20 protein-coding genes are annotated in these 21,167 nt (G+C 61.5%); 7 read left to right on the forward strand and 13 right to left on the reverse strand.

All coding sequences use genetic code 11. From position 1 onward, the window contains the following. Positions 1-107: 107 nt before the first annotated feature. The 6 genes from I3J13_RS23875 to I3J13_RS23900 form a co-directional block, all read right to left on the reverse strand. Entirely contained in the window at positions 108-878 is a 771-nt protein-coding gene (locus I3J13_RS23875; protein ID WP_196380479.1) for an enoyl-CoA hydratase-related protein, read from the reverse strand. Beyond that, entirely contained in the window at positions 868-1,794 is a 927-nt protein-coding gene (locus I3J13_RS23880; RefSeq protein WP_196380480.1) for a hydroxymethylglutaryl-CoA lyase, read from the reverse strand. The genes I3J13_RS23875 and I3J13_RS23880 overlap by 11 nt, the downstream gene beginning before the upstream one ends. A 1-nt stretch (position 1,795) precedes the next feature. Further along, positions 1,796-3,787: an acetyl/propionyl/methylcrotonyl-CoA carboxylase subunit alpha gene (locus I3J13_RS23885; protein WP_196380481.1), complete on the reverse strand. Its 1,992-nt coding sequence runs from the start codon at positions 3,785-3,787 to the stop codon at positions 1,796-1,798. A 7-nt stretch (positions 3,788-3,794) separates the two neighbouring features. Next, positions 3,795-5,396 (reverse strand): carboxyl transferase domain-containing protein, encoded by a 1,602-nt coding sequence (locus tag I3J13_RS23890; RefSeq protein WP_196380482.1) that lies wholly within the window; start codon positions 5,394-5,396, stop codon positions 3,795-3,797. Positions 5,397-5,405: 9 nt separating this feature from the next. Then, positions 5,406-6,578, reverse strand: coding sequence for an isovaleryl-CoA dehydrogenase (locus I3J13_RS23895; protein ID WP_196380483.1), 1,173 nt, complete (start codon positions 6,576-6,578; stop codon positions 5,406-5,408). Between the two features lie 80 nt (positions 6,579-6,658). Next, the gene (locus tag I3J13_RS23900) at positions 6,659-7,132 is read right to left on the reverse strand and encodes an Lrp/AsnC family transcriptional regulator (protein WP_035221263.1); all 474 of its coding nucleotides are present in this window, start codon (positions 7,130-7,132) and stop codon (positions 6,659-6,661) included. 232 nt (positions 7,133-7,364) lie between these two features. Here I3J13_RS23900 and I3J13_RS23905 point away from each other — a divergent pair, with 232 nt between their 5' ends. The 6 genes from I3J13_RS23905 (at position 7,365) to gpmI (ending at position 15,037) form a co-directional block, all read left to right on the forward strand. Beyond that, positions 7,365-8,480: an acetyl-CoA C-acyltransferase gene (locus I3J13_RS23905; protein ID WP_236001139.1), complete on the forward strand. Its 1,116-nt coding sequence runs from the start codon at positions 7,365-7,367 to the stop codon at positions 8,478-8,480. 12 nt (positions 8,481-8,492) lie between these two features. Further along, a complete protein-coding gene (locus I3J13_RS23910; protein WP_196380485.1) occupies positions 8,493-9,620 on the forward strand; it encodes an acyl-CoA dehydrogenase family protein in 1,128 nt (375 codons plus the stop codon). A 44-nt stretch (positions 9,621-9,664) separates the two neighbouring features. Next, positions 9,665-10,903, forward strand: a complete 1,239-nt coding sequence (locus I3J13_RS23915; protein WP_059753516.1) for a 3-methyl-2-oxobutanoate dehydrogenase (2-methylpropanoyl-transferring) subunit alpha — start codon at positions 9,665-9,667, stop codon at positions 10,901-10,903. Between the two features lie 2 nt (positions 10,904-10,905). Next, on the forward strand, positions 10,906-11,919 hold the full coding sequence (locus tag I3J13_RS23920) for an alpha-ketoacid dehydrogenase subunit beta (RefSeq protein WP_059753514.1): 1,014 nt from the start codon (positions 10,906-10,908) through the stop codon (positions 11,917-11,919). Between the two features lie 2 nt (positions 11,920-11,921). Then, entirely contained in the window at positions 11,922-13,172 is a 1,251-nt protein-coding gene (locus I3J13_RS23925) for a dihydrolipoamide acetyltransferase family protein (protein WP_196380486.1), read from the forward strand. Between the two features lie 347 nt (positions 13,173-13,519). After that, complete coding sequence (gpmI, locus tag I3J13_RS23930; RefSeq protein ID WP_196380487.1) at positions 13,520-15,037, forward strand: 2,3-bisphosphoglycerate-independent phosphoglycerate mutase; 1,518 nt, start codon at positions 13,520-13,522, stop codon at positions 15,035-15,037. Positions 15,038-15,111: 74 nt separating this feature from the next. On the opposite strand, the gene I3J13_RS23935 is transcribed toward gpmI, so the two are convergent. From I3J13_RS23935 to I3J13_RS23965, 7 genes are all read right to left on the reverse strand, one after another. Further along, positions 15,112-15,549, reverse strand: coding sequence for a YeeE/YedE family protein (locus I3J13_RS23935; RefSeq protein WP_196380488.1), 438 nt, complete (start codon positions 15,547-15,549; stop codon positions 15,112-15,114). Next, positions 15,546-15,953, reverse strand: a complete 408-nt coding sequence (locus I3J13_RS23940; protein WP_196380489.1) for a YeeE/YedE thiosulfate transporter family protein — start codon at positions 15,951-15,953, stop codon at positions 15,546-15,548. The genes I3J13_RS23935 and I3J13_RS23940 overlap by 4 nt, the downstream gene beginning before the upstream one ends. After that, positions 15,950-16,306, reverse strand: coding sequence for a sulfite-sensing transcriptional repressor BigR (gene bigR, locus I3J13_RS23945; protein WP_196380490.1), 357 nt, complete (start codon positions 16,304-16,306; stop codon positions 15,950-15,952). The genes I3J13_RS23940 and bigR overlap by 4 nt, the downstream gene beginning before the upstream one ends. Continuing rightward, positions 16,300-17,595, reverse strand: coding sequence for a bifunctional sulfur transferase/dioxygenase Blh (gene blh, locus I3J13_RS23950; protein ID WP_196380491.1), 1,296 nt, complete (start codon positions 17,593-17,595; stop codon positions 16,300-16,302). Before blh ends, bigR begins: the two co-directional genes overlap by 7 nt. 265 nt (positions 17,596-17,860) lie before the next feature. Next, on the reverse strand, positions 17,861-18,346 hold the full coding sequence (locus tag I3J13_RS23955) for a hypothetical protein (RefSeq protein WP_003524730.1): 486 nt from the start codon (positions 18,344-18,346) through the stop codon (positions 17,861-17,863). 13 nt (positions 18,347-18,359) lie between these two features. Next, complete coding sequence (locus tag I3J13_RS23960; protein ID WP_196380492.1) at positions 18,360-19,151, reverse strand: SDR family NAD(P)-dependent oxidoreductase; 792 nt, start codon at positions 19,149-19,151, stop codon at positions 18,360-18,362. A 26-nt stretch (positions 19,152-19,177) separates the two neighbouring features. Next, positions 19,178-20,005 carry an alpha/beta fold hydrolase gene (locus tag I3J13_RS23965; RefSeq protein WP_196380493.1) on the reverse strand — a complete coding sequence of 276 codons (828 nt, stop codon included), beginning with the start codon at positions 20,003-20,005 and terminating at the stop codon, positions 19,178-19,180. Positions 20,006-20,135: 130 nt separating this feature from the next. Here I3J13_RS23965 and I3J13_RS23970 point away from each other — a divergent pair, with 130 nt between their 5' ends. After that, on the forward strand, positions 20,136-21,122 hold the full coding sequence (locus I3J13_RS23970; RefSeq protein WP_196380510.1) for a GlxA family transcriptional regulator: 987 nt from the start codon (positions 20,136-20,138) through the stop codon (positions 21,120-21,122). The last annotated feature ends 45 nt before the right edge of the window (positions 21,123-21,167 follow it).

Below are 21,167 nucleotides of genomic sequence, written 5' to 3' on the forward strand. Positions count from 1 at the left end.
TGGATAGAACTCGATTTGCCGAACGGGGTCAACGGACGCATCGGGATTATATCGATTAACCCTATGACGACTTTTAAGAAAACCGGTGCTCGAACAGATGGCGGCGATCACTCCACCCAGAGCGGTTTCCTTTTTTCGGCAAAGGCCAATCGCCCCTCCCGCGCCTCGTTGCTGCCGCTGATCGTGGCGATGACGCTTTCGGCAAAGGCGAGCCGCTCGCCGGAGGGCATATCGCGCATCTTCAGCAACGCCGCCTTTCCGGCCGCGATGGCGCCCGGTGCATTCTGCCGCAACCGGGTGAGAACATCCTCGACCACGCCATCGAGTTCGGCCGAAGGGACGGCCCGATTGACGAGGCCAAGGCGCTCCGCATCAGCGGCGTTTATCGCGGCCCCGAGATAGGCCATTTCCTGAAGCTGGCTCAAGGGTATCTTCGCCAGAAGCTTCGTCGCCACCATGGCCGGGAAAAGCCCGACACGGACTTCCGGCAGACCGAATTCGGCATGGTCGGCGGCATAGGCGAGATCGCAGGCGGCGACGAGGCCAAGCCCGCCGGCCAGAACCCGGCCGTTGATGCGGGCGATGACGGGCCTGTCGCAGCCCTCGATGGCACGCATCACATCGGCAATGGGGTTGGTTCCATCCCGCGAGAGGAACATGCCGCCGGCGCTTTCCTTCAGATCGGCCCCGGAGCAGAAGCTGCGGTCTCCCGCAGCCGTTATCACCACGGCGCGCAAGCCGCCATCACCGGATGCCGCGCGGATGGCCGTCGTCAGGGCGTCCGTCATCGCGGCATTCAAGGCATTGTGCACCTCCGGCCGGTTGAGCGTCAGCCACAGAACGTCCTTCCGCCTTTCGCTCAGCAAATCATCCGCCATGCGCGTCACCCTCCTGTCTTGCCGCAAGCAGCGCCTTGCCGGCGCGGGCTGCATTCGGTCTGCCGAGATGCCGGCTGATCCAGTCTCCGGTTTTCGCCACCGCCATCAGGTCGATACCGGTTTTAATGCCAAGCCCTTGCAGCAGATAAACGACGTCTTCAGTGGCGACGTTGCCGCTGGCGCCCGGCGCAAAGGGGCAGCCGCCCAGCCCGGCCACCGAACTGTCGAAGACGGAGATGCCTTCATCCAGCGAGGCAAGCACATTGGCGACGCCCTGCCCATAGGTATCATGGAAATGCATGGCGAGTTTTTCACGCGGGATGCGGGCAGACACCCGCTTGATGAGATTGCGAATCTGGTCCGCCGTGCCGACGCCGATCGTATCGCCGAGCGAAATTTCGTAACAGCCAAGCGCGATGAGCGCTTCGGCCATCGCCGCCACGTCATCGGGTGCAACCTTACCGTCATAGGGGCAGCCGGCTATGCAGGAGACGTAACCGCGCATGAGGATGTTCCGGCCGGCCGCGGCTGATGCGACATCGTGCAGGCGCTCGAGGCTTTCGGCGCGCGAGCAGCCGATATTGTGCTGGCTGAACCCTTCGGATGCGGAGACGAAAACGGCGATTTCCGTCACGCCGGCATCAAGGGCGGCCTCGAAACCTTTCATATTGGGAACGAGCGCCGGATAGGTGGTGCCGGGTCGCCGTTCGAGACCCTGGAACACCTCTTTCGAACCCGCCATTTGCGGCACTTTTTTGGGTGAGACGAAAGCACCCGCTTCCACCGCTGTCAATCCGGCTGCGGCCAGCCGTTCGATCAGCTCGATCTTGATGGCGGCTGGAACCTCGACGCTTTCGTTCTGCAAGCCGTCACGCGCGCCCACTTCGACGATTTTTACCCTTCGGGGCCAGCTCATCTCAGCCGCCCTCCGACTCGAAATCCACCAGCACCGCACCGGCGGCGACCATATCGCCCTCAATGCAATTGATGGCCGTGACGGTGCCTTTCGCCGGCGCGCGGATCGTGTGCTCCATTTTCATCGCCTCCATCACCACAAGCGCCTCGCCGGCCTCAACCGCGGCGCCTTTGCTGCTCAGCAAGGCGCGGATGACGCCGGGCATGGGTGCTTCCAGACCGCCGGTATGGGTAGCGGAATCCGCACTATCGACGGGGTCTGGCTGGCTGATGCGATAATGCTCGCCATCCAGAAAAAGCGCGTACCGGCCATCCTCCGCAAAGAAATGGCCCTGCCTTTTCCTGCCTTCCACGGTCGCACGGAATTTACCGTCATCCGAGAGGATGCCATGGGCACGGATCGCCCGTCCGTCGATCTCCAGCGAAAAACCATCCGCCTTATGCGTGACGCCGACGCCAAGCGGCTGGTTGTCAAACACGAAATACAGCGTTTCCCTTGCCGGCGCGTTGAGGCGGAAGGCGGCCGTCGTGTTCCACGGGCTATGGGGATCGGCCTGCGAACCCGGCTTTCCGTTTTTCTGCCGCGCAAGCAGCAGGCCAAGCGCGGCCATGGCTACCTCGTTCCGGTCCGTTGCTGCCGGAGCAAACAGCGCCGCTTCGTTACGGGCGATGAAATCGGTGTCGAGATCGGCGTTCGCGAAGGCCGCCAGTCCCGCAAGCCGCGTCAGAAAGGCGGCATTGTTGGTGACACCGCAGATCGCCAGATTTTCGAGCGCCAACCGCAGACGCCGCACCGCCGATGGGCGATCACGGTCCCAGACGATCAGCTTGGCGATCATCGGATCGTAATGCACGGTGATGGCGTCGCCGGCGCGTATGCCGCTGTCGATCCTGACATGAGGGCCATGATCGGGAAAAACAAGATGGCTGATGGTGCCGATCGAAGGCAGGAAATCATGCGCCGGGTCTTCGGCATAAATCCGTGCCTCGATGGCGTGGCCGTTTATGCTGAGACCGGTCCAATCTTCCGGCAGGGGCTCTCCGTTGGCGACGCGGATCTGCCATTCGACGAGATCGAGACCGGTAATATATTCCGTCACCGGATGTTCGACCTGGAGCCTCGTATTCATTTCCATGAAATAGAAGTCGCCGGAAGGGTCTAGCAGAAATTCTACGGTTCCCGCGCCGCGATAATCGATGGCGCGGGCGGCGGCGACCGCCGCTTCATACATGCGCTGGCGAAGCGCATCGGGCAGGCCGGGGGCAGGGGCTTCCTCTATGACCTTCTGGTGCCGGCGCTGAATCGAGCAATCGCGCTCGAAAAGCGAAACACAATTGCCCTGGCCATCGGCAAAAACCTGCACTTCCACATGGCGCGGCCGCTCGAGATATTTTTCGATCAGCATGCGGTCATTGCCGAAGGCGGCCAGCGCTTCGCGTTTTGCGCCCGCAAGCTCCGCTGCGAAGTCGCGCTTTTGCCGGACGATACGCATGCCCTTGCCGCCGCCGCCGGCTGAGGCCTTGAGCAGAACGGGATAACCTATGGCGTCCGCTTCGTTGCCCAGCCGTTCCTGCGCCTGATCCTTACCGTGATAGCCGGGAACGACCGGAACGCCGGCCTTTGCCATCAGCGCCTTTGCCTCGCTTTTCCCGCCCATGGCGCGGATTGCCGCTGCCGGCGGGCCAATGAAAACGAGATCGGCGGCGGCGCAGGCTTCGGCGAAACCGGCATTTTCCGAAAGGAAACCGTAGCCCGGATGAATGGCTTGCGCGCCGCAGGCTTTTGCGGCGGCGATGATTTTTTCGCCGTCGAGATAGGAGGCTCGCGCGGGTGCTGCGCCAATGGCGATGGCCTCGTCGGCAAGCGCCACATGCATGGCGTCACGGTCGGCATCCGAATAGACTGCGACGGTGCGGATACCCATCTTGGCGGCGGTGCGGATGATGCGGCAGGCGATCTCGCCCCTGTTGGCGATCAGTATTTTTGAGAACATGGTCGCCTCACATCCTGAATATGCCGAAACGGGTGGGTTCAATCGGTGCATTGAGTGCGGCGGAGAGACCGAGGCCAAGTACGAGGCGTGTATCCTTCGGGTCTATGATGCCGTCGTCCCAAAGTCTGGCGCTGGCATAATAGGGATGTCCCTCCCGCTCGTATTTTTCCCGGATCGGCTGTTTGAACGCCTCTTCCCCTTCCTTCGACCAGTGGCGGCCATCGGCCTCGATGCCGTCGCGGCGGATTTGCGCCAGAACCGATGCCGCCTGTTCGCCGCCCATCACGGAAATACGGGCATTGGGCCACATCCACAAAAAGCGCGGTGAATAGGCGCGGCCGCACATGCCGTAATTGCCGGCCCCGAAGGAGCCGCCGATGATGACGGTGAATTTCGGCACTTTAGCCGATGCGACGGCGGTAACGAGCTTGGCGCCATCCTTGGCGATGCCGCCCGCCTCATAGGCCTTGCCGACCATGAAACCGGTGATGTTTTGCAGGAAAACGAGGGGAATACCGCGCTGGCAGCAGAGTTCGATGAAATGTGCGCCTTTGAGCGCTGATTCCGAGAAAAGAATGCCGTTATTGGCGACGATGCCAACCGGATAGCCATGGATATGGGCGAAACCGCAGACCAAAGTCGTGCCGTAAAGCGCCTTGAACTCATCGAATTCGGAACCGTCCACCAGACGCGCGATGATCTCCCGCACGTCGAAGGGTTTTCTCGTATCGGCGGGAACGATGCCATAAAGCTCTTCAGCCGGATAAAGCGGCTCCGTCGGCTCGCGAATATCCAGCTCCACCTGTTTGCGGCGATTGAGGGTGGAGACGATCCGCCGGGTCAGCGCCAGCGCGTGGCGGTCGTTATTGGCGTAGTGATCGGTAACGCCGGATTGGCGGGAGTGCACATCCGCGCCGCCAAGTTCTTCCGCGCTCACCACCTCGCCGGTCGCGGCCTTCACCAGCGGCGGGCCGCCGAGGAAGATCGTGCCCTGATTTTTGACGATCACGGACTGGTCGCTCATGGCGGGCACATAGGCCCCGCCCGCCGTGCAACTGCCCATCACCACGGCAATCTGGGCGATGCCTTCCGCCGACATATTCGCCTGATTATAGAAGATGCGGCCGAAATGATCACGGTCGGGAAACACCTCGTCCTGATTGGGCAGATTCGCGCCGCCGGAATCCACCAGATAGATGCAGGGCAGCCGGTTCTCCGTGGCGATTTCCTGCGCGCGCAGATGTTTCTTCACCGTCAGCGGATAGTAAGTGCCGCCTTTCACCGTCGCATCATTGGCGACGATCACACATTCCCGGCCCGAGACCCGGCCGATGCCAGTGACGATGCCGGCGGCGGGGACGGGTTCGTCATAGACTTCGTAGGCTGCGAATTGCGAAAATTCGAGAAATGGACTGCCGGGATCGAGAAGGGCTTCGATCCGGTCGCGCGCCAGCAATTTGCCGCGGGAAAGATGCCGTTCACGGGCCTTGTCGCCGCCGCCTCTGGAGATTTTTTCGACGTGCTGCCGCAGGTCATCCACCAGACCCGACATGAAATCGACATTGGCGGCAAAGGTTGGATCGCGGTTCAGACTGGATGTTAGCTTCATCGCGTGTCCTCACCCGTTGCCCTTGACCAGTTCGCGGCCGATCAGCATCCGGCGGATTTCGCTGGTGCCCGCGCCGATTTCATAGAGCTTGGCGTCGCGCAGCAGCCGTCCGGCCGGGCTTTCATTGACATAGCCGGAACCGCCGAGAAGCTGGATGGCATCCAGCGCCACCTGTGTCGCCCGTTCGGCGGCGAAGAGTATCGCGCCCGCCGCATCTTGCCTCGTGATGCGGCCGTTGTCACAGGCGCGGGCAACGGCATAGACATAGGCGCGCGATGCATTCATGGCCGAATAAATATCGGCGAGTTTGCCCTGCACCAGCTGGAATTCGCCGATCGGCTTGCCGAACTGCTTGCGCTCGCGGGCATAGGGCAACACCAGATCGATAGCCGCCTGCATGATGCCGACCGGGCCTGCGGCCAGCACGGCGCGCTCGTAATCCAGCCCGCTCATCAGCACCGTCACGCCGTCATTGAGGCGGCCGAGAATGTTCTCTTCCGGCACCTCGCAATCCTCGAAAACCAGTTCCGAGGTGGGGGAGCCGCGCATGCCGAGCTTGTCGAGTTTCTGGGCTGGGCGAAACCCCTTGAAGCCTTTTTCGATCAGGAAGGCGGTGATGCCGCGCGGGCCGGCGGACATATCCGTCTTGGCGTAGACCACCAGCGTATCGGCCTCATGGCCATTGGTGATCCACATCTTCGCGCCGTTCAGCACATAGCGGTCGCCTCTGCGCTCCGCCTTCAGCCGCATCGACACGACATCCGAACCGGCCTCCGTTTCGCTCATGGCGAGCGAGCCGACATGTTCGCCGGAGACGAGTTTCGGCAGATATCTGTGCTTCTGCTCTTGCGTTCCCCAGCGGTGAATCTGGTTGATGCAGAGGTTCGAATGGGCGCCGTAGGAAAGGCCGATGGAAGCGGAAGCCCGGCTTATCTCCTCCATCGCGACGCAATGGGCGAGATAGCCCATGTCGGCACCGCCGAATTCTTCCGAAACGGTGATGCCGTGCAGGCCGAGTTCACCCATTTGCGGCCAGAGCTTACGTGGAAAACGGTCGTCGCGGTCGATCTCCGCCGCCAGCGGCGCGATTTTATCATCTGCGAATGCGCTTGCGCTGTCGCGCAATGCTGCGATTTCCGGGCCGAGATCGGCATCGAAAATGGCGGCGAGGTTCAAACTCATCGCGTCTCCTCCTCCGGACGGCCTTTGCCACCGTCCCTTTTGTCAGCAGCCGGCACCTCCTCCGCGCCGGCAACCCTCGATTACGGCGCGTCACCCCCGGTGAAGGCGGCGGAACGGCGCACGAATGTCTTGATGGCGAAATTGGACTGGATGCGCGACACGCCGGGAACCGTGGTCAGGAAATCCAGAAGTTCCTGATAATGCGGCAGATCCCGCACCATGGCATGGATCAGATAATCCGAGCTGCCGCTGGTCTGATAACCGCCGACGACTTCCGGAATGGAAGCGACATGGTGCTCGAAAGTCGTCAGCGCCTCTTTGATCTGCCGTTCCAGCGTGACGGAAATGAAGACGCCCATATTGCCGAGCAGCCGGTTCTCATCGAACACGGCGGTATAACCACGAATGATGCCTTCCTCTTCCAGCTTGCGCACGCGTCGCAGCGTCGGTGTGAAGGAAAGACCGATTCGCGCTGCCAGGTCACGCCAGCTCACCCGCCCGTCATCGCCGAGCACATGCAGAATCTTCCGGTCGAAACTGTCGAGCTCAATCATGGATCATTTGCTCTATGATATGACTATTTATTGGATCAAAGATATCGCCAATCAAAAAACTGTCAATCAAAATAGCTTTGAAATGAATTCGAGATAGTGATAGCGTTCACATTAGTCGCGGTCTGGAGGAGATGGTGGCTGTTGGTCGTTCTCTCAAGCGGAGTGCGGCCAAAGGGAGGTGAATTTGGCTGTGCATGACCCTGTCGTGATCGTCGGGGCCGCCCGTACTGCTATGGGTGGGTTCCAGGGCGAATTCAAATCGGTGGCCGCGCCCGATCTCGGTGCGGCTGCGATCCGCGCGGCTGTCGAGCGGGCTGCGGTTCCGCCTTCTGATATTGACGATGTGCTGATGGGCTGCGTGCTTACGGCCGGGCAGGGGCAGGCCCCGGCCAGACAGGCGGCCATTGCTGCCGGCATTCCCAATTCGATTGGCGCGACGACCATCAACAAGATGTGCGGCTCTGGCATGAAAGCGATCATGCTGGGGCATGACCAGATTGCGGCGGGAAGCTCTTCCATCGTGCTTGCGGGCGGCATGGAAAGCATGAGCAATGCGCCCTATCTCCTGGACCGCGCCCGGAACGGCTATCGTCTCGGCCACGGCAAACTCACCGACCACATGTTTCTGGATGGCCTCGAGGACGCCTATGACAAGGGCCGGCTGATGGGTACTTTCGCTGAAGATTGCGCTGAAGCTTACCAGTTCACCCGCGCTATGCAGGATGATTTTGCGCTGACTTCGCTGGAACGAGCGCGACGCGCCATAGCGGAAGGTGCGTTCGAAGCGGAAATAGCGCCCGTCGGGGATATCTCGGTGGATGAGCAGCCGGGCAAGGCGAAGCCGGAGAAAATCCCGCAGCTGAAACCCGCCTTCCGCGATGGCGGAACGGTGACGGCCGCCAATTCCAGTTCGATTTCCGATGGTGCGGCCGCTCTCGTTCTCATGCCTCGCTCCGAAGCGGAGAGGCGGGGCCTTTCACCGCTGGCGACCATTATCGGTCAGGCCTCCCATGCGGATGCACCCGCCGGATATCCAACGGCTCCCATCGGCGCGATGAAAAAGCTGTTTGAAAAAACCGGCTGGGCGGCGAAGGATGTCGATCTCTTCGAAATCAACGAGGCCTTTGCCGTGGTGGCGATGGCGGCGATGCGCGATCTCGATCTGCCGCATGACAAGGTGAATGTGCATGGCGGCGCCTGTGCGCTCGGCCATCCGATCGGCGCTTCCGGCGCGAGGATCGTCGTCACCTTGCTGGCCGCTTTGCAGCGTCACGGGCTGAAACGCGGCGTGGCTGCCGTCTGCATCGGCGGCGGTGAAGCAACCGCGCTCGGCATAGAGCGATATTAAGGGGAGGCGGCAATGATCCTGAACGAAGCTCAGCAGCAGATCAGGGACATGGCCCGCGATTTCGCCCGGGAGCGGCTTGCCCCCGGGGCTGCTTCACGTGATCGGGAAAGCCGGTTTCCGAAAGACGAACTGAAGGAGATGGGAGACCTCGGCTTCCTTGGCATGCTTGTCTCCGAGGACTATGGCGGGTCGGAAACCGGCGCTGTGGCCTATGCTTTGGCGCTGGAGGAAATCGCTGCCGGCGACGGGGCCTGTTCCACCATCATGAGTGTGCATAATTCAGTCGGCTGCGTGCCGATCCTCAAATTCGGGACCGAAGACCAGAAGCAGCGTTTCCTGCCGAAACTGGCCTCCGGCGGATGGATCGGCGGTTTTGCGCTGACCGAACCGCAGGCCGGTTCAGATGCGTCCAACCTCAAGACCCGAGCCCGGCGCGATGGCGACCGATATATTCTCGACGGAGCGAAGCAGTTCATCACCTCGGGCAAAAATGGCGATGTCGTCATCGTTTTTGCCGTCACCGATGCAGCGGCGGGCAAGAAAGGCATCACCGCCTTCATCGTGCCGACCGATACGCCGGGTTACGAGGTCATCCGGGTCGAGGAAAAGCTCGGGCTGCATTCTTCGGATACCTGCCAGATTGCCTTTACCGACATGGCGGTCCCAGCCGAATTGCGGCTTGGCGAAGAGGGGCAGGGTTATCGTATCGCGCTCGCCAATCTGGAAGGCGGGCGCATCGGCATCGCCGCGCAGGCGGTCGGCATGGCGCAGGCCGCCTTCGAGGCGGCGCGGGATTATGCCCGCGAGCGCAAGGCTTTCGGGCAGGCAATCGTGGAGCATCAGGCGGTGGCGTTTCGCCTCGCGGACATGGCGACGCGCATTGAGGCGGCGCGGCAGCTTGTGCTGCATGCGGCGGCGCTGAAGGAAGCGGGTGAGCCCTGTCTTTCGGAGGCCTCGATGGCGAAGCTCTTTGCTTCCGAAATGGCCGAGCGCGTCTGCTCGGACGCCATCCAGATTCACGGCGGTTACGGCTACATGGCGGATTATCCGGTGGAGCGGATCTATCGCGATGTGCGCATCTGCCAGATTTACGAGGGAACCAGCGATGTCCAGCGGATGGTGATCGCGCGGAACCTTTGAGAGTTGTTTCGCGGTCTGGAGGAGACCGCGACGGGAGGAGTAGAATGGATATAACCGAAACGCCACGTCTCAGCCTGCATGTTCCCGAACCTGCGGTGCGGCCCGGCGGGGAGCCGGATTTCTCCAATGTGAAAATACCCAAGGCCGGCTCGGTGCCGCGCCCGGAGGTTGACGCCGCGCCGGAAAGCATGCGCGATCTCGCCTATTCGATCATCCGTGTCCTCAACCACCAGGGCGAGGCCGTCGGACCCTGGGCCGGGCTGCTTTCGGATGAAGACTTGCTGGTGGGCCTCAAAAACATGATGCGGCTTCGGGCTTTCGATGCGCGCATGCTGATGGCGCAGCGGCAGGGCAAGACCTCCTTTTATATGCAGCATCTGGGCGAGGAGGCGGTCAGTTGCGCCTTCCGCAAGGCGCTTTCCAAAGGCGACATGAATTTCCCGACCTACCGGCAGGCGGGTCTGCTGATCGCCGATGATTACCCGCTCGTCACCATGATGAACCAGATCTATTCCAACGAACTGGATCCGCTGCATGGGCGGCAGTTGCCGGTGCTTTATTCCTCGAAGGAGCATGGTTTCTTCACCGTCTCCGGCAATCTCGCCACGCAATATGTGCAGGCGGTCGGCTGGGCGATGGCGTCGGCCATCAAGGGCGATACGAAGATCGCCGCAGCATGGATCGGTGACGGCTCGACGGCGGAGTCGGATTTTCACTCGGCGATGGTCTTTGCCTCCACCTACAAGGCTCCGGTCGTTCTCAACATCGTCAATAACCAATGGGCGATTTCCACCTTTCAGGGCATTGCGCGCGGCGGCTCCGGCACCTTTGCGGCGCGTGGCCTGGGCTTCGGCATTCCCGCGCTCCGGGTCGACGGCAATGATTATCTCGCCGTTTATGCCGTGGCGCGCTGGGCGGTGGAACGGGCGCGCCGCAATCTCGGCCCGACGCTGATCGAATATGTGACCTATCGTGTCGGCGCCCATTCCACGTCGGACGATCCGAGCGCCTATCGCCCCAAGACAGAGTCCGAGGCATGGCCGCTGGGCGACCCGGTTTTGAGGCTCAAAAAACACCTCATCCTGCGCGGCGTCTGGTCGGAGGAACGGCACCGGCAGACGGAAGCGGAAATTGCCGATGAGGTGCTTGAGGCGCAGCGCGAGGCGGAAAGCCACGGCACGCTGCATGAGGGCGGCAAACCGCCGAAGAAGGATATTTTCGAAGGCGTCTACGCCGAGATGCCGCCGCATCTCGCCCGCCAGCGCCAGAAGGCAGGGTGGTGACCATGGCAAGAATGACGATGATCGAAGCCGTCCGCAGCGCCATGGATGTGTCCATGGAGCGCAGCGACGACGTGGTGGTGTTCGGCGAGGATGTGGGCTATTTCGGCGGCGTGTTCCGCGCCACGCAGGGGTTGCAGGGAAAATACGGCAAGACCCGCTGTTTCGATGCGCCGATCAGCGAATCCGGCATTGTCGGAACCGCCATCGGCATGGCCGCTTATGGCCTGCGCCCCTGTGTCGAAATCCAGTTCGCCGATTACATGTATCCCGCCTATGATCAGATCACCCAGGAGGCGGCGCGTATCCGCTATCGCTCGAATGGCGATTTCACCTGCCCCATCGTTCTCAGAATGCCGACAGGCGGGGGCATTTTCGGCGGGCAGACGCACAGCCAGAGCCCGGAAGCGCTCTTCACCCATGTCTGCGGGCTGAAGGTGGTCGTCCCTTCCAATCCCTATGACGCCAAGGGACTGCTGATCGCATCCATCGAAGACCCCGACCCCGTGATGTTTCTGGAGCCGAAGCGGCTTTATAACGGTCCCTTCGACGGGCATCACGACCGGCCGGTAACGCCCTGGTCCAAGCATGAGATGGGGGAGGTGCCGGAAGGGCACTACACCATTCCCATCGGCAAGGCCGAGATACGCCGTCCCGGAAACGCTGTCACCGTCATCGCTTATGGCACCATGGTGCATGTGGCGCTGGCGGCGGCGGAAGAGACGGGTGTGGATGCCGAGATCATCGATCTGCGCAGCCTGCTGCCGCTCGATCTCGATACCATCGTGAAGTCCGTCTCCAAGACCGGCCGCTGCGTCATGGTGCATGAGGCGACGCTGACCTCCGGCTTCGGGGCCGAAGTCGTGTCGCTGGTGCAGGAACATTGTTTTTATCACCTCGAGGCCCCCGTCGTCCGCGTTGCGGGCTGGGATACGCCTTATCCCCATGCGCAGGAGTGGGACTATTTTCCGGGACCTGCCCGTGTCGGGCGCGCCCTTGTCGAAGTCATGGAGGCCTGATTATGGCGGAATTTGTTCTCACGATGCCCGATGTCGGTGAAGGTGTGGCGGAAGCCGAACTGGTGGAATGGAACGTCAAACCGGGCGATCTCGTCCATGAGGACATGGTGCTGGCCGCGGTGATGACCGACAAGGCGACGGTGGAAATCCCATCCCCGGTGGCGGGCGTCGTCACCTGGCTCGCCGTGACGGTTGGAAACACCGTGCCGGTGAAGGCGCCGCTTCTGCGCATCGAAACCGATGTCGCGGCCGCCGCTCCCAATGGCAGCGTGCCGGAAGCGGAAGCGCCTGCCGACATGACGGACACGCCGCCACCTGTTGAAGCCCAGCCGACGGCGCGAGAGACCGAGGAGGCGCCGCCGGCGCCCGCCGCCGAACCGCATCATAAACCGCTGGCGTCTCCCGCCGTTCGCCAGCGCGCCGACGATCTCGATATCGATCTCACCAAGGTCAAGGGAACGGGGCCGGACGGGCATATCACCCATGCCGATCTCGACGGGTTTTTAACCGTGCGGGGATGGCCGGAACGCCCCGAGCCGATAGCGCCGCACGATAGCGCTGTCGAGGAGGTGAAGGTGACCGGGCTCAGGCGCAAGATTGCCGAGAAGATGGTGCTTTCCGCCTTCCGCATTCCCCACATCACCTATGTCGAGGAAGTCGACGTGACCGATCTGGAGGATTTGCGCGCGACCATGAACGGCAATCGCCGTTCCGGGCAACCGAAGCTGACGATCCTGCCGTTCCTGATGCGCGCGCTGGTGAAAGCCGTTGCCGATCATCCCGGCATGAATGCCACCTTCGACGACGACAAAGGGGTCGTCAGCCACTATGAAGCGGTTCATATCGGCATCGCCACGCAGACGCCGTCGGGCCTCACCGTTCCGGTCGTGCGCCACTCGGAAACGCTCGGTCTTTGGGAATGCGCGGACGAAGTCGCACGCGTCGCCGAAGCCGCCCGCACAGGCACGGCGCATCGGGAAGAATTGATGGGCTCCACCATCACCATCAGTTCGCTGGGAGCCTTGGGCGGTGTGGTCTCGACACCCATCATCAATTACCCGGAGGTGGCGATCATCGGTGTCAACAAGATCATGACACGTCCGGTCTGGGATGGGACGCGCTTCGTGCCGCGCAAGATGATGAACCTCTCATCGAGCTTCGATCACCGGGTTGTCGATGGGTGGGATGCGGCGGTCTTCATCGAGGCCGTCAAGGCATTGCTGGAGAAGCCCGCGCTTATTTTCATCGAGTGAAGGCGATCCGTGCTCCCTCATCCCTGTGCTCGTCACAGGGATCCAGCCAGCCGAAGTCTTTGGGCTGAAAGGACTCTCTCCACCGCGCAGGCGCGCGTCGGCTGGATTCCTGTGACGAGCACAGGAATGAGGGCTTATGCGTGTCATGACCGCATTTCTTAGCTCGCGTTTTCAACCTTCACGGAACTGTTTCGCTGTCGGTATAGGCTTGCGTTCGTCATCTTCGGGTATAGAAGAGAAGAACGAGAAGCATGTTTTCTCATCATGATCATAGTGGCGGAAGAGGGCGCTCCGGCGCCCGGCGGTCCGCCCTCCGCCGGCAACCGAATGAAGAAGAAGGTCCTCCCATGCGCACTCCCAAACCCGTTGTCCTGACTATTCTCGATGGCTGGGGGCTGAACGAGGACACATCCAGCAATGCGCCGGTGCTGGCGAATACGCCTACCATGGACCGGCTTTTCGCCAGCTGCCCGAATGCGAGGCTCACCACATTCGGCCCGAATGTCGGTCTGCCCACCGGGCAGATGGGCAATTCGGAAGTCGGCCACACCAATATCGGCGCCGGCCGCATCGTCGCCATGGATCTCGGCCAGATCGATCTGGCGATTGAGGATGGCAGCTTTTTCCGCAACGCGGCGATGCTTGATTTCGCCGCCACGGTGAAGGCCGCGGGCGGTGTGGCGCATCTGATGTGCGTCGTTTCCGATGGCGGCGTTCATGGCCATATCCTCCACGGCCAGGCGGCGGTGAGGCTGATGATCAGCCACGGTCTGAAGGTCGTGGTACATGCCATCACCGACGGCCGCGATGTCGCGCCGCAATCGGCTGAAGAATTTGTGGCGGCGCTGGTGGCAAGCCTGCCGCAGGGGGCAAGCATCGGCACGGTGATCGGCCGCTATTATGCGATGGATCGCGACAATCGCTGGGAGCGCGTCGAAAAAGCCTATGACGCCATGGTTCTGGCGAAAGGCGAGCACGCGCGGGATGCGGTGAGCGCCGTTGCCCAGAGCTACAAAAACAACGTCACCGACGAATTCATCCTGCCGACGGTGATCGACGGCTATGAGGGCTTCAAGGCCGGCGACGGCCTGTTCTGCCTGAATTTCCGCGCCGACCGTGCCCGTGAAATCCTGCTCGCCATCGGGGCGGACGATTTCGACGGTTTTTCGCGCGAAAAGCCGGTCCTTTCGGCGCTGCTCGGCATGGTGGAATATTCCTCCCGGCACAATGATTTCATGACCACGGCCTATCCCAAGCGCGATATCGTCAATACGCTGGGCGAATGGGTAGCGAAGCAGGGGCTCACGCAGTTCCGCCTTGCCGAGACCGAAAAATACCCGCATGTCACCTTCTTCCTGAATGGCGGCAAGGAAGAGCCGGAAGTCGGCGAAGACCGCTTCATGCCAAAATCCCCGAAGGTTGCGACCTACGATCTGCAGCCGGAGATGAGCGCGCCGGAAGTGACGGAAAAATTCGTCGAGGCAATCGGCAAGGGTTACGATCTGATCGTCACCAACTACGCCAACCCCGATATGGTCGGTCATACCGGCGATCTGCAGGCCGCAATCAAGGCCTGTGAAGCCGTGGATCGTGGGCTTGGTGCGGTCGTTGCCGCTCTCGAAAAAGTGGGTGGCGCGATGCTTGTCATTGCCGACCACGGCAATTGCGAAACCATGGTCGACCCGGTGACCGGTGGCCCGCATACGGCGCACACCACCAATCCGGTGCCGGTGATCCTTTTGGGTGGCCCTGAAGGTGCGAAGCTGCATGACGGCATTCTTGCCGATGTCGCGCCCACCCTGCTGCAACTGATGAATGTGCCGCTGCCGCCGGAAATGACGGGCAAGAGCCTGATCGACCTCTAATCACACGCCGTCGCGCGGGAGCGTTTCAGCCCCGCGCGACGGCCCGTTCCTCGCGCGCCGAACGAGCGTTTGCGTTATGGCTGCTTTAAATAGAGGCGGTCGTGGACCAGCATCCCGGCAATCATGGCGCTGACGAAAAGAACGACCGGCATCAGCCCGAGGGCGAGAGCCGATAGTGCCGGGCCGGGGCAGAAACCGGCAAGCCCCCAGCCGACGCCGAAAATGGCCGAGCCTGTTATGAGCGGCCGGTCGATGCGGGTTTTTGCGGGAAGACTGAAATCCTCTGCGAGGACCGGTTTGGCGAGACGTCGGCTGAGCAGCACACCCGGCACGGCGACCATCACCGCGCCGCCGAGGACGAACATCAGGCTCGGGTCCCAATGGCTGCTCGCCACGTCGAGAAAGCCGGAAACGCGAGCCGGATCGACCATGCCGGAGAGCGAGAGGCCGAAGCCGAACAGCGCTCCCGCGGCCAATGCCAGGACAACACGCGCCACGGCTGGATTTTTCATGACAGGGCTCCTGTTATCGTCGCGGCGCAAATGCCGGTGATCAGGAAGGTGGCGGTCGCGGCAATCGAGCGCCGGGAAAATCGCGCCAGCCCCATAATGCCATGGCCGGACGTGCAGCCGGAGCCCATGCGCGTGCCGAAACCCACCAGCAGGCCGGCAATGAGGATGAGCGGCCATGGTGAAACTATGGTGACGGCAGGCAGCCGGCCGAATGCGGCGGCATGGATATAAGGCCCGGCCAGCAAGCCGGCGACGAAGGCGAAATCGGCAGCACGCCGCTCCCTGCCGAGCATTTTTCCCATGATCCCGCTGATGCCGGCAATGCGGCCGTTGAAAAGAAACAGCAGAATGCTGGCAAGACCGAGCAGCATGCCACCGAAAAGAGAGGGCCAGTAGGGGCTCACGGGGTCTCCTCCTCCGGCGCGCAGAATATGGTGTAAAGGGCCTCGATCAGTTGCGCCGCTTTCGCTTCGCTCAGTTGGTAGAAGATTTGCTTGGCGTCGCGCCGGGTTTCGACCACACCGGCTTCCCGCAGGACGCCCAGCTGCTGGGAAAGCGTCGGCTGGCGAATATCCAGCTTGACCTCCAGCTCACCAACGGAAAATTCCCCCTGCGCCAGCGTGCAGGCGAGCATCAGCCGCGCGGGATGGGCAAGCGTTTTCAGAAGCAGCGCGACCTCAACAGCCCGCTCTTCCATGGCGGGGAGAGGGATTTCTGCAATATGCGGGGGCTTTTCCAGCGTGTTTTCCTTTACCATATGCTGCCCTCCAGCACGTCGAGCGGGAATTTCAGGTAACGCTTGCCATTCGCTTCCGGCTCCGGCAGGCGGCCGCCGCGAATATTGACCTGCAAGGCATGGAGAATGAGCTTCGGCATCGGCAATGTGCGATCCCGCGCTTCTCTGAGGCGGATGAAGCCCTCCTCCGTCATGCCGGCAAGATGCGGATTGCTGCGTTTCTGTTCGCCGACCGTGCTTTCCCATTTAGGCGCGCGGCCACCGGGTTGATAATCGTGGCCGGTGAAAAGCCGTGTTTCGTCGGGAAGGGCGAGAATGTCCTGGATCGACGCCCAGAGTTCCCTGGCGCTACCGCCGGGGAAATCGGCGCGCGCGGTGCCGGAATCGGGCATGAAAAGCGTATCGTGCACAAAGGCGGCATTACCTACCACATAGGTCACGGAGGCGAGCGTGTGGCCGGGCGAAAACAGCACGCGCGCTTCAAGGGAGCCGATATTGAACCTGTCGCCCGCCTCGAACAGTCGGTCCCATTGCGAGCCGTCGGTTTCGAGATCCGGCCAGTTGTATTTCTCCTGCCAGAGCTTTTGTACACCGGTGACTTTCGCGCCGATGGCCGTCTGCGCGCCGGTCTTCTGCTTCAGATAGTGGGCGGCGGAAAAATGGTCGGCATGCGGATGGGTATCGAGAATCCATTCCACCGACAGGCCTTGGCTCTCCACATAGTCCAGAATGGCGTCGGCATTCATCGTTCCGGTTGCGCCGGATTTCTCATCGAAATCATAGACCGGGTCGATAATGGCGCAGCGCCCGGTCGAGGGATCGGACACGACATATTGCACGCTCCATGTGCGTGGATCGAAGAATGCCTTGACGTGCGGAACCGTCGCTGCGCGCCGTTCCAGCCAGCGGGCGGCGCCGGAAAGGTCAAAGCCATGCGCCTTGCCGAAAGCCTCAATATCGTCCCTTTCGATGCGCCCATCCAGCGCTTCCCCGAGAACATGAAGCGTGAGCGCGCGGGTGCCGCCCTTGCAATGGGCAAAAACGGGGCCTTCCGCTTCCGCCATTTTCTGCTGGAAGGCGCGGATATCGGCTTCGGTAATGGTAGGACCGCTGACCGGGATGAAACCATAATCCATGCCCGCCGCGCTGGCGGCGCTTTTTTCCTGCGCATTGCCCGGCTGACCGGGCTCTTCACCATCAGGCCGGGCGTTGATGATGCTTTTATAACCCTGGGCGGAGAGCGATGGGAAATCGGCGATCATCGGCTGGCCCGCAACTGTCAGACGCTCGTTGATCTTCACGGCATTCATCGGCATCTCCTATTGTAATAATTTAATATATATTATCATATAATGTATATTGTATGTTTGCAAGGGCGCGAACTGCCCTCGTTTCCGAATGTCTCCTGCTGCATTTTCAGGAAAGGTTCGGAAGGAAATCCTAGAGGCGGGATTTCTTCGTTTTGTGACGGGTGGGCGGAGATTGCCTGTATTTGACATGCAAAAACATGCCTTGCGCCCGAAATATTGGGGCACAAGGCATTTTCGCGAAAAGCGGTTCGAATTCAGGCTCGCTTCAGACCGCGAGCCTGCGGCGCGTCGCCTTCCAGCCAAGACAGATGGCCGCAACAAGCAGAACCGTCTGGGCGACCACGAAGGGCGGTTCGTTGCCGTTCGGCGCCAGGTTGTTGAGTGTTTCGACCTTGAGAAAAGCCTGAACGATCAACACGAACATATTGAGATAAAGGCTGATCGTGGCGGTGATCGTATAAATGATGCGCGCCCTGCCATTCAGACCGTATCCATAAAGTGCAACCAGTGCGATCGCCAGAACGAGGGTCGAGATTATGCCGACGCCGAGTGCCGGTGTGAAATTTCCGATTGGAAACAGGAAGCCGGTAAGCGTGGTGGCGAGCGTGGTGACGAGGAAAATCGCCATCATGCGGGGCATCCACCGCCCTGCCGCATAAGCGGGCAGGGCGATCAGTCCGGTGGCAATGCCGATGAAGCTTAAGCCCACATGCAATGCCGTGAATTGGGGAATGGTCAGTCCGAGGATCATGATACGTCTCCCTCTATTCGGTTTTGGCTGCACGATACCGGCTGGCGGCAAGTGCATGCGACAGATTGGGCCTTAACGCCGCGCGCGCTGCAAGGAAATTTTCGAGATCGGCCGTATCCGGCAGGGAAGGAATGGTCAGTGCTTCGCCGAGGTCGAGGCCGGCAAGGGCCGCATCCACCATCTCGTAAACATCCATGACCATGGCGGCCGGAATGGCGTCGAGCCGTTCCTCTTCCCAGATCGCCGTGCGGGTGATGCCGGGCAGGACGGCCTGAACCCGCACGCCGGAAGGCGAAAGCTGCGCCTGCAGCGCCTCGGTGAAGGCAAGCACGAAGGCCTTGGTGGCCGGGTAGACAGCGGTGAACGCCGCCGGCATCAGCGCCGTGACCGAAGTGATGTTGATGATCGTACCCTTGCCATCGGCGGCAAGGCGCGGTGCGATGGCCGCCGCAAGCCGGGTGACGGCAAGAATGTTGAGGTTGATCATCGTCGTCACATAGGCCGGGTCCAGCGTGGTGATCACGCCCTCGCCGGCAATGCCGGCATTGTTGACGAGGCCGGTAATCCGCCGGTCGTCACGCAGTCGTGCCTCTACCTTTTCGAGGTCTTCCGCCCTGGAAAGATCGGCGGAGAGAACCTCGACCGCGATGTGATGATCCTTTTCCAGCTGTGCGGCGAGCGCCTTCAGCTTTTCGGCACGCCGCGCCACGAGAATGAGATCATGGCCGCGTTTTGCCAGACGTTCGGCATAGACCGCGCCGATGCCATCCGATGCGCCGGTGATGAGAAATGTATTCTGTGTCATGTCCGTGTCTCCTTTGTGCGGCGGTTTCAGGCGTTGATGAAGGCGAGAAGGTCGGTGTTGAAGCGGTCCTGATGGGTCTGCGTCAGGCCATGGTCGGCGCCCTCGTAGATTTTGAGGACCGCATGTTTGACGATTTTGACCGTGGAAAGCGCGGAAGCGCCGACCGGCACGATCTGGTCGTCATCGCCGTGCAGAACCAGCGTCGGTTTGTCGAAGGCCTTCAAATCCTGATGGAAGTCGCTTTCCGAAAAGGCGCGAATGCTGTCGAGCTGACCTTTCAGGCCGCCCATCATGCCCTGCCGCCAGAATTCGTCGCGGATGCCTTCGGATATCACGGCACCTTCGCGGTTGTAGCCGTAGAAGGGAATGGTCAGGTCTTTGAAGAACTGGCTGCGATTGTCATAGGTGCCCTTGCGAATGCCGTCGAAAACATCGATCGGCAGGCCGATGGCATTGCTTTCCGTCTTCAGCATCAGCGGCGGCACCGCGCCGATGAGGGCGATTTTCGCGACGCGGGCCGTGCCGTGGCGGCCGATATAGCGGGTGACCTCGCCGCCGCCGGTGGAATGGCCGACCAGAATGATGTCGTGAAGATCGAGCTGTTCGATCAGCTCGGCCAGATCGTCGGCATATTGATCCATGGTATTGTTATGCCAGACCTGATCGGAGCGGCCGTGGCTGCGGCGGTCATGGGCGATGGTGCGGAAACCGTGATTGGCGAAGAACACCATCTGCGCATCCCATGTATCGGCGCTGAGCGGCCAGCCATGGGAAAAGATGATGGGCTGTCCGTCTTTCGGGCCCCAGTCCTTGTAGAAAATATGCGTTCCGTCTCTGGTGGTGATCGTTGTCATGGCTCTCTCTCCTGTTGCAGGGAGCTTGCTTGCGTCCCGTGGGAATAGAGATACTCTGGAGGCCGCCGGGGTTGGATTGGCGCTTCTGACAGAAAACGAGCCGAAACTGACAAAACGGGGTGTGGGGCGCATGGCAGGTGTAACGGGAAGCGCGATTGAAGTCGGTCTGGTTCTCTATCGGGACTGTCAGGTCGCCATGGTGCATGGCATCACCGATCTTTTTGCCATCGCGTCGGTATTTTCACAGGATCGCGGCGGACCGAAATTGCGGGTCAGCCACTGGAGCATGGGCGAGGGCGGTGAATTTTCCCGCTGCCATGACACCGAGCCCAACAGGCCGGGACATCCCGACATTTTCGTCGTACCCGGCCGGTTGACCGGGCCTGCTGAAATCGACGAGGCGGAGCCCTACGCCCGCTGGCTGCTGGATCGGCATGCACAGGGCGCGACGCTGGCCGCCAGTTGCGGCGGTTCCTTCATCATCGCCGCAACGGGTCTTTTGTCCGGCCGCCCGGCCACCACCCACTGGCTGTTTGCCGAGCGGTTCCGTGACCGCTTTCCCGATATCCGGCTGGAGATCGACAAGATCGTCATCGAGGATGGCGATATCATCACGGCTGGCGGGCTGATGGCGTGGACCGATCTTGGCCTGCGCATCGTCGACCGGCTGCTCGGACCTTCGGTGATGATCGAGACCGGAAAGTTCCTGCTGATCGACCCTTCGGGGCGTGAACAGCGCCATTATAGCAGTTTCGCCCCGAGGCTGACGCATGGCGATGAGCCGATCCTGAAGGTGCAGCACTGGCTGCAGGCCCGCGCCGGGCGGGCGACGAGCGTTACCGACATGGCCGGCCATGCCGGGCTGGAGGAGCGGACCTTCCTGCGCCGCTTCAAGGCGGCGACCGGCATGAAGCCCATCGAATATGTCCAGCATCTGCGGGTCGGCAAGGCGCGCGAATTGCTGGAATTCACCCGCCGTTCGGTCGATCAGATCGCCTGGTCGGTGGGTTATGAGGATTCAGCCGCCTTTCGCCGGGTGTTTCACCGCATTCTCGGCCTCTCACCGGGTGAATATAGAAGCCGCTTTTCCAGCAGTTCGGCCATGGCTGCGGCGTGAGGGCGGCCAATCGGCCGGGGGGGCAGAGGCCCGGCCCTTGCAATG

The sequence above is a fragment of the Agrobacterium leguminum genome (genome assembly GCF_015704895.1).
Lineage (GTDB): Bacteria > Pseudomonadota > Alphaproteobacteria > Rhizobiales > Rhizobiaceae > Agrobacterium > Agrobacterium leguminum.